General features: G+C 39.1%; 17 protein-coding genes. 9 read left to right on the top strand and 8 right to left on the bottom strand.

The window, feature by feature from the left end:
- Positions 1 to 67: 67 nt before the first annotated feature.
- The 4 genes from ACH3O9_RS08595 to ACH3O9_RS08580 all read right to left on the bottom strand — a co-directional run bounded on the left by ACH3O9_RS08595 (position 68) and on the right by ACH3O9_RS08580 (position 5290).
- On the bottom strand, positions 68 to 778 hold the full coding sequence (locus tag ACH3O9_RS08595) for a zinc metallopeptidase (RefSeq protein WP_416446277.1): 711 nt from the start codon (positions 776 to 778) through the stop codon (positions 68 to 70).
- 109 nt (positions 779 to 887) lie between these two features.
- Positions 888 to 1163 carry a SemiSWEET family sugar transporter gene (locus ACH3O9_RS08590; RefSeq protein WP_416446275.1) on the bottom strand — a complete coding sequence of 92 codons (276 nt, stop codon included), beginning with the start codon at positions 1161 to 1163 and terminating at the stop codon, positions 888 to 890.
- Complete coding sequence (locus ACH3O9_RS08585; protein WP_416446273.1) at positions 1163 to 4294, bottom strand: leucine--tRNA ligase; 3132 nt, start codon at positions 4292 to 4294, stop codon at positions 1163 to 1165. Before ACH3O9_RS08585 ends, ACH3O9_RS08590 begins: the two co-directional genes overlap by 1 nt.
- Positions 4295 to 4360: 66 nt before the next feature.
- Entirely contained in the window at positions 4361 to 5290 is a 930-nt protein-coding gene (locus ACH3O9_RS08580) for a ketopantoate reductase family protein (RefSeq protein ID WP_416446271.1), read from the bottom strand.
- Positions 5291 to 5462: 172 nt separating this feature from the next.
- On the opposite strand from ACH3O9_RS08580, the gene ACH3O9_RS08575 reads away from it, so the two are divergent.
- The 5 genes from ACH3O9_RS08575 (at position 5463) to ACH3O9_RS08555 (ending at position 9005) form a co-directional block, all read left to right on the top strand.
- Positions 5463 to 6341 carry a cell division protein FtsX gene (locus tag ACH3O9_RS08575; protein ID WP_416446652.1) on the top strand — a complete coding sequence of 293 codons (879 nt, stop codon included), beginning with the start codon at positions 5463 to 5465 and terminating at the stop codon, positions 6339 to 6341.
- A gap of 47 nt (positions 6342 to 6388) precedes the next feature.
- Entirely contained in the window at positions 6389 to 6664 is a 276-nt protein-coding gene (locus ACH3O9_RS08570) for a DUF3098 domain-containing protein (RefSeq protein ID WP_416446269.1), read from the top strand.
- A complete protein-coding gene (locus ACH3O9_RS08565; protein WP_416446267.1) occupies positions 6665 to 7450 on the top strand; it encodes an undecaprenyl-diphosphate phosphatase in 786 nt (261 codons plus the stop codon). It begins immediately after the preceding gene.
- On the top strand, positions 7450 to 8145 hold the full coding sequence (gene truB, locus ACH3O9_RS08560; protein WP_416446265.1) for a tRNA pseudouridine(55) synthase TruB: 696 nt from the start codon (positions 7450 to 7452) through the stop codon (positions 8143 to 8145). The genes ACH3O9_RS08565 and truB overlap by 1 nt, the downstream gene beginning before the upstream one ends.
- Before the next feature lie 128 nt (positions 8146 to 8273).
- Entirely contained in the window at positions 8274 to 9005 is a 732-nt protein-coding gene (locus ACH3O9_RS08555) for a hypothetical protein (protein WP_416446263.1), read from the top strand.
- 9 nt (positions 9006 to 9014) lie between these two features.
- On the opposite strand, the gene ACH3O9_RS08550 is transcribed toward ACH3O9_RS08555, so the two are convergent.
- The gene (locus ACH3O9_RS08550) at positions 9015 to 9653 is read right to left on the bottom strand and encodes a thioredoxin family protein (RefSeq protein WP_416446261.1); all 639 of its coding nucleotides are present in this window, start codon (positions 9651 to 9653) and stop codon (positions 9015 to 9017) included.
- A 92-nt stretch (positions 9654 to 9745) separates the two neighbouring features.
- On the opposite strand from ACH3O9_RS08550, the gene ACH3O9_RS08545 reads away from it, so the two are divergent.
- On the top strand, positions 9746 to 10324 hold the full coding sequence (locus tag ACH3O9_RS08545) for a DNA-3-methyladenine glycosylase I (RefSeq protein ID WP_416446259.1): 579 nt from the start codon (positions 9746 to 9748) through the stop codon (positions 10322 to 10324).
- 23 nt (positions 10325 to 10347) lie between these two features.
- Here the strand turns inward: ACH3O9_RS08545 and aat are convergent, their stop codons facing one another.
- The 3 genes from aat to ACH3O9_RS08530 form a co-directional block, all read right to left on the bottom strand.
- The gene (aat, locus tag ACH3O9_RS08540; protein WP_416446650.1) at positions 10348 to 10890 is read right to left on the bottom strand and encodes a leucyl/phenylalanyl-tRNA--protein transferase; all 543 of its coding nucleotides are present in this window, start codon (positions 10888 to 10890) and stop codon (positions 10348 to 10350) included.
- 366 nt (positions 10891 to 11256) lie between these two features.
- Positions 11257 to 11637, bottom strand: coding sequence for a DUF3127 domain-containing protein (locus ACH3O9_RS08535; protein ID WP_416446257.1), 381 nt, complete (start codon positions 11635 to 11637; stop codon positions 11257 to 11259).
- Positions 11638 to 11668: 31 nt separating this feature from the next.
- On the bottom strand, positions 11669 to 12541 hold the full coding sequence (locus ACH3O9_RS08530) for a flavin reductase family protein (RefSeq protein WP_416446255.1): 873 nt from the start codon (positions 12539 to 12541) through the stop codon (positions 11669 to 11671).
- 110 nt (positions 12542 to 12651) lie between these two features.
- Between ACH3O9_RS08530 and ACH3O9_RS08525 the strand changes: the two genes are divergently transcribed.
- From ACH3O9_RS08525 to ACH3O9_RS08515, 3 genes are read left to right on the top strand one after another with little or no spacing between them, the layout of a single operon-like run.
- Positions 12652 to 13824: a sensor histidine kinase gene (locus ACH3O9_RS08525; RefSeq protein ID WP_416446253.1), complete on the top strand. Its 1173-nt coding sequence runs from the start codon at positions 12652 to 12654 to the stop codon at positions 13822 to 13824.
- The gene (locus ACH3O9_RS08520; RefSeq protein ID WP_416446251.1) at positions 13805 to 14392 is read left to right on the top strand and encodes an NUDIX domain-containing protein; all 588 of its coding nucleotides are present in this window, start codon (positions 13805 to 13807) and stop codon (positions 14390 to 14392) included. Before ACH3O9_RS08525 ends, ACH3O9_RS08520 begins: the two co-directional genes overlap by 20 nt.
- 19 nt (positions 14393 to 14411) lie before the next feature.
- Complete coding sequence (locus tag ACH3O9_RS08515) at positions 14412 to 14762, top strand: hypothetical protein (RefSeq protein ID WP_416446250.1); 351 nt, start codon at positions 14412 to 14414, stop codon at positions 14760 to 14762.
- Positions 14763 to 14835: the final 73 nt, after the last annotated feature.

Below are 14835 nucleotides of genomic sequence, written 5' to 3'. Positions count from 1 at the left end.
TCGGAATCTCAATTTTAAACAATTGATAAATCATGAGATCTGAAACCGGTTTAGATTGACTAAAAAATCACCTTCTGCCGCCAAAAATCTGCAGAGCAAAATAAAGCAGCGTAGCCAGTGAACCAATAGCTGCTACAACATAAGTACGAGCAGCCCATTTAAGAGCATCTTTAGCTCCCGCATGTTCTGTAGGCGTAAGCATCCTAGAAGATTCTAGCCAGGCTAAAGCGCGATGACTGGCATCATACTCTACAGGCAAGGTGATAAATGAGAAAATAGTTCCCATCGCAAACAGACCAAGACCAATTAAAGCAACAGTCATTCCTAATCCTGAACCTATTATTGACATAAGCACCACCCCGCCAAAGATAACAAACATAGACATCTTAGAAGCTACACTTACCACCGGCACTAAAGTAGATCGCATGGTTAACCAGCTGTACGCTTTAGCGTGTTGTACCGCGTGACCACACTCATGTGCAGCCACTGCCGCAGCAGCGGCATTGCGCTGTGTATAAACCGGCTCACTTAAATTAACTGTTTTATTGGCGGGATTGTAATGATCTGTCAACTGTCCCTGTACAGAAATTACCTCAACGTCTGTAATGCCGTTATCGCTAAGCATTTTGCGGGCAATCTCGGCTCCGCTCATTCCGTTTTGTAAATGAACCTGAGAGTATTCTTTAAATTTACTTTTTAATTTTCTGCTTACTAACCAACTCACAAGCGCAATTGCACCTACAAGTAAATAGTAACCCATATATCCTCCTGAAATCATCGTTTTATCTTTTAATTGAGTTTAATCTACAATTTGTAAAGCAAATCTCAAGCCAATTTCTGCGTCTGTCTTTTTGACCGTGAATTAATTCTATAGCTATAAAAACAAATCACTTTTTAGGCTTGCCATATTTCACCTTGAGTATGATTAAAACAAATGCAAGCAACCCTGTTATAGAATTTGCCAGCACAATTGCATAACTGTCTTTATAAAAGCCATAGATGGTCCACAGCACAACGCCGGTAAAGAAAACCATGTACATGGTAAGTGAAAGACCTTCTACATCTCTGGTTTTAATAGAATGATAGACCTGAGGCACAAAGGAGGAGGTTGTAAAAACCGCAGCAATAAGTCCTATGACCTCAATGATGTCTATTTCCCACATTAACCTACAAGATTTACAATTTTACCGGGTACTATAATTACTTTTTTAGGCGTGCGTCCTTCCAGATAGAACTGCGTTTTATCATGTGCCATTACCGCGCTTTCTATCTCATCTTTTGAAAGATCAAGCGGAAGCTCCATAGTGAAACGCATTTTTCCGTTAAACGAAATAGGGTATTCTTTACTGCTTTCTACCAGGTATTTACCATCAAAAATCGGGAAATTAGCGGTAGAAATCGACTCTTTATGGCCTAATTTTGACCATAATTCTTCTGCAATATGTGGCGCATACGGCGAAATAAGCACAGCCAAAGGTTCTAAAACTTCGCGGCTGTTGCACTTCACGGCTGTAAGTTCGTTAACAGCTATCATAAACGTAGAAACCGAAGTATTGAAACTAAAATTCTCTATATCTTCTTCTACTTTTTTAATGGTCTTATGAAGCGTTTTCATCGCTTCTTTAGAAGCAGTAATATCTGTAACTTCAAATGATTCATCTGCGCCAGAATGATACAATTTCCAGAGTTTTTTAAGGAAGTTGTGAACGCCGGTAATTCCAGCGGTATTCCACGGTTTTGCCTGCTCTAATGGGCCGAGGAACATCTCATACATTCGCAACGTATCTGCCCCATAATCAACACAAATATCATCAGGATTGACGACGTTGTATTTTGATTTGGACATTTTTTCTACCTCGCGACCTACTACGTATTTATTATTTTTATTGTTATCATCAGTGATTTCTTCTCCGTTTTCTCCAATAAAAATGGCGTTTTTAAACTCGGGACGCCAATTTTTAAAAGCTTTGATATCTAGTTCGTCTGAAGCATTAACGAATTCCACTGGAGCATGAATAGAATCAAAATTTACCTCCAAGTCATATTCACCATTTGAGTAGCGCAATATTTGCTCTTCAGTGGCCTCAAAATTCTTTAATAACTGAATTGATAAACTCTTATTCTGTGCTTTAAATACTAGATTTCCATCAGATGAAGATGGTTTTAGCTTTAAAAGTTTAGACAATATATTGTACGATAGAAACTGATTCGATTTAATAGAAATAAAATCGTAAGTATCTAAAGAGTTCTGGCTAATTGCATCAGTTTTTTCATTTCTTATTGTTTTGACATACAATCGATAAACAAACGCACTCGTCCCCAAAATCATTCCCTGATTGATAAGCTTTTTAAAAGGTTCGTCAACGCCAACAAAGCCGCGATCTTTTAAGAATTTTACCCAGAAACGGCTATATAATAAATGCCCGGTTCCATGCTCGCTACCACCAATGTAGAGATCAACATTTTCCCAGTAATTCAACGCTTCCGCGGAAGCGAACTCATCTTCATTATGTGCATCCATATACCGGAAGAAATACCAGCTGGAACCTGCCCAACCGGGCATGGTGTTGAGTTCAAGCCCCCAAACCCCAGAAGGGGGATTTTCTCCTTTTGGCACAGCAACTACTTCATTTTTATTTGTGTCCCAGTGCCATTTAGTAGCGCGGCCAAGCGGTGGTTCGCCTTCTTCTGTGGGAAGGTATTTTTCAACTTCGGGAAGGCGCAAAGGCAAATGTTTTGCATCTATCATTTGCGGCATTCCGTCTACATAATAAACCGGAAACGGCTCACCCCAATATCGCTGACGACTAAAAACCGCATCGCGCAGACGGTAGTTTATTTTTCCTTCTCCCTGACCTATTTTTTCCAGTTCGTTGATAGCTTTTGGTAAAGCTTCGGCATAAGAAAGTCCGTCAAGAAAACCTGAATTGGTTAATGGTGTTTTGTCTTTCGCCGCATAGGCTTCTTCAGAAATATCAACACCTTCAAATATATTTTTAATGGGGATATTAAAATGCTTTGCAAAATCATAATCCCGCTGATCACCGCAAGGCACAGCCATTACAGCTCCAGTTCCGTAACCGGCAAGCACGTAATCACCTATCCAGATGGGTACCGGCTCTTTTGTAAAAGGATGCTCTGCATACGCGCCGGTAAAAGCACCGGTGATGGTTTTTACATCTGCCATACGCTCGCGCTCGCTTCGTTTTGCAGTTGCTTCTATGTAGGCTTCTACTTCGGCTTTTTGCTCTGGTGTGGTTATTTTTTCAACCAACTCATGCTCTGGCGCCAAAGTCATGAATGTTACCCCAAAAATGGTGTCTGGGCGGGTTGTGAAGACTGAAATCCCCATGTGTGATTCCGAAACAAGTTCGGAATGACGCGCGTCACCCCGAACTTGTTTCAGGGTCTCATCATGTAATTTAAAAAATGCGGAAGCCCCCTTCGACCTTCCAATCCAGTTGGTTTGTGTGTCTTTAAGTGGTTGTGGCCAGTCTATTTTGTCAAGACCATCAAGTAAGCGTTGTGCGTAAGCAGAGATGCGCATGCTCCACTGCGTCATTTTTTTGCGAATGACGGGATAACCGCCACGTTCTGAAACTCCGTTTACGATCTCGTCATTGGCAAGTACAGTTCCCAGCTCAGGGCACCAGTTTACTTCGGTTTCGGCGAGGTAGGTGAGTCTGTATTTTAGAAGTATTTGTTGTTTTTCTTTTTCGCTAAAAGCTTTCCAGGCTTCTGCTGAAAAATTCTCGATATCATCATCGCAAACAGCATTTACCTCAGCATTTCCAGCCGACTCAAATTTCGCGATAAGCGTATCAATGTGTTCGGCTTTATTTGTATCGTTGTTATACCAACTTTCAAAAAGCTGAATGAAAATCCACTGCGTCCATTTATAATATTCAGGATCTGAAGTTCTCACTTCACGACTCCAGTCAAATGAAAAACCTATTTTATCAAGTTGCTCTCTGTAGCGATTGATGTTTGTTTCTGTGGTAAGGGCAGGATGTTGACCTGTTTGTATGGCGTATTGCTCTGCCGGAAGCCCGAAAGAATCATAACCCTGTGGATGCAAAACATTAAAACCTTTATGTCTTTTATAACGCGCATAGATATCACTGGCGATATAACCCAATGGGTGACCTACATGAAGTCCCGCCCCCGAAGGGTAAGGAAACATATCGAGCACATAATATTTAGGCTTATCACTGGCGTTTTTAGGCTGAAAAGTGCCGTTTTTTGCCCAATATTGTTGCCATTTTTCTTCTATCGCGTTAAAATAGTATTTCATTATCCTTGTGGGTATGCGTTTATAAGGGCGCAAATTTACGATTATTAAGGGAATATGAAGATTGGTTTACTCATCGCCTCTTGCCTCATGTTCCATGGGCAACAGGCACTCATAAATCATTTTATTTGCCGGTGTGGGAATGCCTAATTCGAGACCTTGTTTTACGACATAACCATTAAAGTTTTCCAGTTCGCTGGGTTTACCATCCATAATATCGCGCTGCGTAGAAGCGGTGGTTTCAGGATTTTGATTGTTTATGCCTTTAAAAGTATTTTCAACATCAGTTTCTGAAATATTTATTCCTTTCGCCTTAGCTACCGCAAGAATTTCTTTAGCTGTATCCTGCATGACTTTGTAGAGGTATTCACTCTCGCGAATTTTACCAATGGGAACCCGGGTTAAACCGCCCAGACCACTTATGGTGCAAATAAAAAGAAACTTCTTCCAGATCTCTGCCTCAATATCATCTGCTATTTTATTAGTAAAACCCGCTTCATCAAACACCTCTTTTATTGCGAGAACACGATCTGATTTGCTGTTGTCTATTTCGCCAAAGATCACATTGGGTTCAAAGGCAGGATGCTCAACAACTCCGGGTTCTTTTATGTAACTAATTATCCGGCATAACCCACCTAAAACCTGGTTTTTTGGCACGATTTTCAGCAGTTTTTCTATATTATCTGCACCATTTTGTAACGGCAAAATCACAGATTCTGGCTTGAGATAAGGTTGTAACGCTTTCGCGGAAGCGGAAACTTGCCAGGATTTTACGCCCAGAATCACCAGATCTGGCTCTGGGATCTTGCTCAGATTGTCTGTGGCAAGATCTGGCTTTGCCGTAAAATCACCATTAACGCTTTTAACTTGTAGCCCGTTTTTTTTAATTGCTTCCAGGTGAGCACCACGTGCGATAAATGTCACATTATGCCCGGTTTGCGCTAATTTACCGCCAAAATAACCGCCAACGCCGCCTATACCATATATTAAAATATTCATGATGCTGTTTGATGTTTACCCTAATCTGCTGTTTTACTGATGCATATACAGAAAAATGAGCTCTATTAATAAATTGAATGTATTTCTACAGTCTAAAATACAAAATGGGAAGTGGCATACGTTTAAGAAACAGCTAACTTTATTACTTTTACACAAAATTTTTACAGCCTTTATGCCTTCATCTTTTGAAAAGTATCAAAAACGCCGACTGATTTCTTCCTATTTTTCGGTGGTTATTAGTATAGGATTGGTGCTTTTTTTACTTGGCCTTTTAGGATTACTGGTTCTTAACACCAAGAAAGTAGCAGATCATTTTAAAGAGCAGATCGCATTGACCATCTATTTAAAAGACTCTGCTAAGGATGTTGAGATAAAACAACTTGAGAAAAGTCTTGCTCTGGCAGATTACACAAAGTCTACCACATTTGTCTCAAAAGAAGAAGCGGCAGAAGAGCACAGCAAAGAGATAGGTGAGAATTTTATGGATTTTCTGGGGTATAATCCGCTACAAAATTCAATAGACGTTTACTTAAAAGCAGATTTTGTAGACGCAACTCAGGTTAAAGATATTTCAGACAATATATCGAGCAAAGACTTTGTAGAAGAGGTTTCTTATGATCAACCGCTCATTTCTTTATTAAATGACAACATAAAAAAGATAAGCCTCTGGATACTTATTATTAGCGGAGTCTTTACATTTATCGCGGTATTGCTCATCAATAGCTCTATCAGGCTATCGGTTTACGCAAAACGATTTACAATAAAAACCATGCAAATGGTAGGCGCGACAAAAGGTTTTATACGCCGCCCGTTTATCTGGATAAGTATAAAACTGGGGATTATAGGCGCTATTCTGGCTTTAGCAGGAATGGCCGCCGTGTTGTTTTATTTAAACCGTACTTTTCCTGAGCTTGATCTGCTACATGACCAGATGATGTTAATTGCCCTGTTTGCAGGTATTTTCTTTGGCGGAATAATTATAGCCTGGTTTAGCACATTTCTGGCAACACAGCGGTTCCTCAATTTGAAGACAGACGAACTGTACTATTAAGATTTTAGATAAAATATTCGCTCCTGGCGAAATTTAAACCATTGAAAATGGGAGAAAAGAAACAAAAGTTAAAAAAGCAAAATGAACTGCACAGAAGCAGTTTCATCTTTGGCAAGAAAAATTATACGGTAATGCTTATAGGTCTGGGCGTGATCGCTCTTGGCTTTATTTTAATGTCTGGCGGCGGAAGCGATGACCCTAATGTTTTTAATCCGGATATTTATAGCTGGAGACGTATACGCCTTGCTCCCGCTTTGGTTTTGCTGGGTTTTGGGATTGAAGTTTATGCAATCTTGTTAAACCCTGAAACCAAAAAGAAATAGATGGATACACTACAAGCCGTTATTCTCGCGATTATAGAAGGTTTAACCGAATTTTTACCGGTTTCTTCTACCGGTCACATGATTATTGCTTCTTCCTTTTTTGGTATTGCTCAGGAAGATTTTACAAAGCTTTTTACTATCGTAATTCAGTTAGGAACTATTCTGTCTGTGGTTGTTCTTTACTTTAAACGCTTCTTTCAGTCAATGGATTTTTACTACAAACTGTTTGTAGCTTTTCTTCCGGCTGTTGTGTTAGGATTATTATTTAATGACATTATAGACAGCCTGCTTGAAAGCCCTGTTGTGGTAGCGATCTCCCTTGTTTTGGGTGGTTTTGTTCTATTAAAAGTAGATGATTGGTTTGGCGATGCCGAAGAAACAGACATTTCGTATCTCACAGCCCTGAAGATAGGTTTCTTTCAATGTCTGGCTATGATCCCCGGCGTTTCCCGCAGCGGTGCGAGTATTGTAGGTGGTATGTCTCAAAAACTTTCGCGTACAGCGGCAGCAGAATTCTCGTTCTTTCTTGCAGTGCCTACCATGCTGGGAGCTACAGTTAAAAAATCATACGATTATTATAAAGACGGTTTTGAATTAAGCGGTGATCAGGTTAATCTGTTGATCATAGGCAACATTGTAGGCTTTGTTGTGGCACTTATCGCAATAAAATCTTTTATAGATTACCTGAGTAAACACGGTTTTAAAATGTTTGGTTACTACCGTATAATTGCAGGCACAGCTATTCTTATAATTCATTTCTTCATACAAGAACTAACTATTGTTTAATGACCGCTGAAGATTACAAAGAAGGTCAAATTCTCCTTATTGACAAACCGCTAAACTGGACCTCTTTTCAGGTGGTGAACAAAGTAAGGTGGCTCATTAGGAAAAACTACAATATAAAAAAGATAAAAGTGGGCCATGCCGGAACTCTGGATCCATTAGCCAGCGGCCTCTTAATTATCTGCACCGGCAAACTCACGAAGCGCATTAATGAATTTATGGGTCAGGAAAAAGAATACACCGGCACTTTTATGTTTGGTGGAACAACGCCTTCTTATGATCTCGAGACTGAGGTTGACCAGACTTTCTCTACAGAAAATTTAACTGAAGAAGGCCTAACTGCCGCTACTCATCAATTTATTGGTACAATTGACCAGTTTCCGCCGGTTTTTTCAGCTTTAAAGAAAGATGGCAAACGACTTTATGAATATGCTCGCGAAGGTGAAGATGTAGAAATAGCTTCTCGCCAGGTAGAAATACGTGAATTTGAAATCACACGCATAGCACTTCCCGAAGTAGATTTTCGCGTAAGCTGCAGCAAAGGCACTTACATACGCTCGCTTGCTCACGATTTTGGCAAAACTTTAAACAATGGCGCGCATCTTTCTGCGTTAAGACGTACACGCATAGGAGAATTTCATGTGAGAAACGGCGTTACCATTGAAGCTTTTGAAGCTGAAATTAAAAACGACTTGTAGAAAAATCGGTTATTTTAGCTAAAAATCGCTTAAAAAGCACCAAATTTTAAGAGCTTTTATCTTCTTAATCTGTTTTAAAGCAATCTGTTAAGAGTTATAAATGCTCAGTTTTACTAACTTTGACCTTTATGTATATAAGCCCCCAGGATAAATCTTTATTGATCACCTTTAGCGGTGCGGGGATTCTCATTCTTATATTTTTCTTTATCACTATAAAGCCTTTTGACAAAAAAACGGAGGAAGAATTTATACCCATTCCTATTGTAGAAGAGCAGCCAGAAATCACTCCTGAAGAAGAACAGGAACTGGAAGAACAAGAAATTAAAAGCGAAAAACTCACTCACCAAGCGTATAACAGTGAGCGTTTACAACGAGAGGCTAACCGATATTTTAAAGAGCAGGACAAATTGCAGGACGCCATGGAAAATGCTTCTCAGGCAGAAGAGCAAAGTACAGAGAGCGACAATGATCTGGCCTACACAGATTACCGAAGTAAGATCGCAGCGCTAAGAGCAGAATCTCAAGAGAAGCAAAGCAGTGGTGACGATACTAATAAAGAGCAAGCCAGAGTAAGCACTTCAGGCAGTCGCAGAAGTACAGTGACCTATATCTTAAATGACCGTGATGCGGTTAAAATACCTAACCCCGTTTATACTTGTGACGGTACGGGTAAAGTGGTAATAAATATAGAAGTGAGTGATTTAGGCAGAGTAACAAAAACATCATATAACAAAAAGGCATCTACAACTTCAGATGGTTGCCTGGTAGATCAGGCGTTGCAATATGCAGAACGCGCTTTTTTTAATAAAGGAGACAAACCTACTCAATTAGGCAGCATCACTTTTGAGTTTCAGGGATAAAATTAATTTTTAAATTTCGTTTTGAGCATAAAACGACTCGATTAGATTTACAATGTCGCTTGCTGTAGTTTGCCCTTTATCCTTATTATACCACATTTGTAATTCTTCTTTAAAAACAGGCGTTAACAACTCATTTTTGCTTTTATAATCTTCAACCAGATTTGTAGCAGTAGACGGTCTGGGTCCCCAACTTCCTAAAACACCCTTTGACAAGTCATCCTGAATAATAAGTTTAGGTATAGACATAGAGCCATTTGTAAGAAAAGCATCCATCAATTGGGGATTATCGTCTCGTAGCACAATACTCAGATCTATATTCTCATTACAATTTGCAAGCGCATTCATTACAGGAATTGTATGTGCTGCATCGCCACACCAGCTCTCAGTAAGTACAAGCCAGTTCATTTTGTAATCTAACTTTTCTATTTGGGCTTTGTGTTCTGGATCTAACTTAAGGGTCTTATCCCACCTTTTCATCCTTTTGTTATTAAGAATGGTATAATTAGAAAGCGCTTCGGTTTGTGTATGACCTGTACTTGTGAAGGTAGAAGCGTGTTTATCTACCAGTAGGCGGTAGTCTGCGTAAGAAATACTTCTCTTTAAAGCCTGTCTTACAAGTTCTTCCTGTTCTATCTGTGTTTTAATCATTATACTAATATGCAGAAACAGCAAAGTTACTGTTGAGATTTAAAATATATCACATCAAAAATAATATCTTTAGTCGCTAAAAATTGTTAATAATGACCCAACAAAAATGCGGCTGGTGCCTAGGTGATCCTCTTTATGAAGCGTATCACGATACAGAATGGGGCGTACCGGTTTATGATGATGAAACCTTATTTGAGTTTTTAATTCTTGAAACGTTTCAGGCAGGTTTGAGTTGGATAACAATTTTGCGCAAACGCGAAAACTTTAGAGAAGCTTTTGATAATTTTGATTACAAGAAAATAGCGCAATACAAAGAAGATAAGCTGGAAGAGCTTCTCCAAAATCCCGGTATTATACGCAACAAACTTAAGGTAAGATCTGCTGTTACAAATGCACAGCTTTTTATGAAAATTCAGGAAGAATTTGGCAGTTTTTCAAAATACATCTGGGGTTTTGTAGAAGGCTCTCCCATTCATAATCACGTTGAGAATTATAAAACCGCACCGCCTACAACAGCTATAAGTGATGCTCTAAGCAAAGACCTGAAAAAAAGAGGTTTTAAATTTGTAGGCTCTACTGTTATGTATGCACATATGCAGGCTACAGGAATGGTAAATGACCATGAGGTGAGTTGTTTTCGACACAGCGAAGTCGCACAAATGAATTCCTAAAAATCGCTTTTAAAAGCCAAAAATCACTCCAGAAATCCTAAAAACTGCTCTCTGTCTATCTCCTCTGCACCCATACTCGCAAGGTGATCTGTATAAACCTGACAGTCTATTAGCTTATAACTTTCTTCTGTTAGCTTTCGCGAAAGCCAAATTAGGCCGGCTTTACTCGCATTGCTCTTTTTAGCAAACATAGATTCACCACAGAACACTTTTTTATCTTTTAAGTTTATCCCGTACAAACCGCCTACTAAAACATCGTCCTGCCATACCTCAACAGATTCTGCTATGCCTTCTTCAAAGAGCTCCAGGTAAGCCGCGACCATATCGTTAGTAATCCATGTATCTAACTGGCCTTCTCGTTTTATTCTTTTGCAGTTGAGAATAACGTCAAGAAAATTCTCATTGTGGGTTATAGTAAATGTATTTTCTCGCAGCACTTTTCGCATTGATTTTGAAACTTTTATTTTCTGCGGAAACAATACCATTCTGGGATCTGGCGACCACCACAAAATAGGTTGCCCTACATTAAACCACGGGAAAATGCCTGTACTATAAGCATTGACCAGTGTTTTTATAGACAGGTCGCCGCCTAAAGCCAGTAAGCCTTCTTCACTCGCCTGTGAAGGATGAGGGAAAGGTTGATCTGGGTGTAGATATATGATAATTATTAATTTGGGTACACTAACTAAATTACTCTTTTAGCAGCATATATTATGTAAGAGATCCTGAGAATTTATTAAGACTCAGGATTGGTAATTAAAAATAAAAAGGCTGTCTAAAAAGTAGTGCATTCGTCATTCTTTATTCCCATCGTTATTAAAACAATGTTTATAAGAACCCGAAACAACACTTCAACAGGCGAAGTGTGACAGTTCAGGTTGACGAAAATTAATCTTTTTAGACAGCCTCTTAAATGTAAGCCGATAGTTTTTTTAGAAAGGCAGATCATCATGATCATCATCACTAAAGTCTGATGCCGGCTCAAATTGATCTGCTGGTGGTACAGGAGGTATATTACCGCCAGAAGGAGCGCCCGCTTGCAGATTCTCAATTCTCCAGCCTTGTATTGTATTAAAATATTTTGTCTCACCTTGTGGACTCACCCATTCTCTGCCGCGCAGGTTGATGCTTATTTTAACGTTCTGTCCTACTTTATAGTTATTTAGCAAGTCAGTTTTATCCTGAATAAACTCAACCATAATGTGCTGTGGGTATTGCTCTTCTGTAGTAACTACAATCTCTCTCTTGCGAAACCCACTGCTTCCAAATGTTTGTGTTTCTCCTATTAACTTTACTTTACCTTGTACTTCCATAAAAATTGTATTTGTGCTCCCTTCCCGAAAGCTATTTCGCTAATAATAATTTCCAGGCCTCGCCTGTTCTATTCTCATGTAAAAACTCCTGCGCCCTTCTGTGTATGCGATCCCGATCACCGGTAGAAACCAGTTCACGCTCCGGCTGATTTTCGGCTAAAAAAGACCGAATTTCATCATCTACAGGCAGGTTTTTGCTATTTCCTAATTTACCAAGATCATTACCTGTAAGAATAGGACTTAATCGCACTTCATCTGGTATTTGATCTACACCTATACCCATGTCCTGCACAGGTCTCGTCACTTCAAAAAGTCCGGAATTTGCTCTGCTATACCAGTCGCCTCCCATTCTCGCTACCTGATCTATTTTATGTTGATCTATCTTCTTGTCTGCATCCAGAATATCTTCTGCAATATGCATTTTCACAATGTCACATAAAATAAGATTGCCTGCTCCTCCTTCTTCACCTAAGGCTATTATTTCACGCAACTTGCATTCAATTTGCACCGGTGATTCCTTAACCCGAAATGGCTTCACAAAATCTGATTTTACCTTAGTAAACCCCGATTTTTCAAACTCATCTACACCTTTTTCAAATTCTGTGCTTGCCAGAGACATTTGCTGTACCATGGCATAACTCACGATATTGATAACAACCTCTTTGGTCTCAACAATATTCTCTAGCGTGTGTTTTACTGTATTATTACGCACACGTCTGGCAGCAGAAAATATCAATACCGGCGGGTTTGTGCTAAATACATTAAAAAAGCTGTAAGGCGCCAGATTTGCATTGCCTTTTACATCTACTGTGCTTGCAAAAGCTATAGGCCGCGGTCCTATTGAACTCACTAAATAGCCATGTAGTTTTCCCGTAGAAAGATCTTTGGGATCTATTGTAAGCATAGAATTTTTTTGATTTTTACAAAGGTATGAATATGACGAACAACTTAAAACCGTTTTGATTACAATAATTTTCTCTTAATTGCTTTATATTTAATCAAAGCTCAGTTTATATGAAGTTTAATCCAGATCAGCGTTTTTCCCGCTGGTTTATTATTGTTGCCGCCATATTGATCATTGGCCTTATTTTGTGGAATGTATCTCTGTTTTTTGATCAACTCAAGCAGGCAGAACGCGACAGAATGGAAATCTGGGCTACTTCTCTCGAAGGTCTAAATGCTGCAGATTCTTACGCTTACGCGGAATTGTACAAAGAGATAAATCTTAAAAACACCACCTTACCCATTATTGTAACAGATGAAAATGACAGCATTTTCTACAGCCTCAATGTATCAGACAGGGTATTAAATGACAAGGAAGAAGCTAATCATTTAATACGCAGTATGGAGGCAGAAAATGAACCCATACGTATCGATATGAAAGAAGGGCCGCTACAATATGCATACTACGGGCACTCGCCTATCATAAACCAGTTAAAGTATTTCCCCATTGCACTTATTGTGGTAGTTATCCTTTTTGTGGCGGTTATATACTTCTTTTATGCAACCTCAAAAGCTTCAGAACAAAATTTACTTTGGGCTGGTATGGCAAAAGAAACCGCACATCAAATAGGCACACCGTTGTCATCTCTTGTAGGCTGGACTGAAATTTTAAAGACAGAAAATGTAAACCCAGAATACATTGAAGAAATAAATAAAGATGTAGACCGCCTGCGCATAATTACAGAACGATTCTCTAAAATAGGCTCAATTCCCAAACTTAAAAAGACAAACATAATAGAAGAAACAACCGAAACTTTTGACTACCTCGCAAAACGTAGTTCTAAGCTTATAGCTTTCTCTATAGACACGCCGCCGCAAGGTGAACTTTATGTTATGCTCAATAAAGAGCTATTTGGCTGGACCATAGAAAATCTGGTCAAGAATGCTATAGATGCCATGAAAGGGAAAGGAAAATTGTCACTTGTGGTAAAAAGAGATACCCGCTTTGTAAATATCTTGATTTCTGATACCGGTAAAGGGATCGCAAAAAATAAATTCTCTAAAGTATTTGAGCCTGGTTTTACAACTAAACAAAGAGGCTGGGGTCTGGGACTTTCTCTTGCTAAACGCATAATAGAAGAGTATCATGACGGCCACATAAAAGTGTTGCACAGCGAATTGAATAAAGGCACAACATTTCAGGTTTCATTAAAATTAATAGAAGATGAACAAAAACGTACGTAATCTAGAACTACACACACTCTCTAATAATTGGTACATTCTGCAAAAGGCTTCATTTGAATATTTAAATAATGCCGGCGAGTGGGAAAAGCATGAACGCGAAGTTTACGACCGCGGCAATGGCGCGGTGGTTTTACTTTATAATCTGGAAAAAGAAACGGTTATTCTCACAGAGCAATTTCGCATGCCAACGTATCTCAATAAAAACTCCAGCGGCATGATGATAGAAGCCTGCGCCGGTCTGCTTGATGAAAATGATCCTGAGACTGCGATTCTTAAAGAAATAGAAGAAGAAACCGGTTATTACCTCACAAAAGTTGAAAAAGTTTTTGAGTCTTATATGTCGCCGGGTGCTGTTACAGAAATTTTACATTTCTTTGTCGCCCCGTATACAGAAGCAGAAAAAGTGTCTGAAGGCGGTGGTGCAGAACACGAGACAGAAAATATTATCGTGCATGAATACGCTTTCGCGAAAGCGATAAATATGATAAAAAATGGCGAGATTAAAGATGCCAAAACGATCATGTTATTGCAGTATGCGCAATTAAATTTATTCAAACCAAAAAATTAAGCGCTCAAGCAAAAAATTAATGAAAACTATTTATAGTAAATATTGGGAGGGTACACTCAATAATAATTGCCCGGAATGTTATGCGAATGATGGCTTGAAGCTTAGCTTCTCACAACCACACGAAGAAGGCAAACTCTATAAGCGCTCTCTTGCAGAAATAAAAACAGATCTGCAATGCACAAAATGTAATACCCCTATTTACCCTGCACGCTGGACGGAAGATATTGAGCGCGTTTACAACTACAACCGTAAACTTGCCGGCGAACCAAAAAAATATTTTAAACTTAAAACTCTGGGTATCGTATTAATTCTGGGGGTAGCAATTGCTGCAGCTGTTGCCGCTTTCCTTATTATGAAATTATCGGCTTAAAAGACTTGAAAATCGGTTATTTAAGCAAAAAACCTCGAGGAATATCCTCGAGGTTTTTTATATCATTGTATTA

This window comes from Leeuwenhoekiella sp. A16 (assembly GCF_047946675.1).
Taxonomy (GTDB): Bacteria; Bacteroidota; Bacteroidia; order Flavobacteriales; family Flavobacteriaceae; genus Leeuwenhoekiella.
This window is presented reverse-complemented; position numbering and strand designations above follow the sequence as displayed.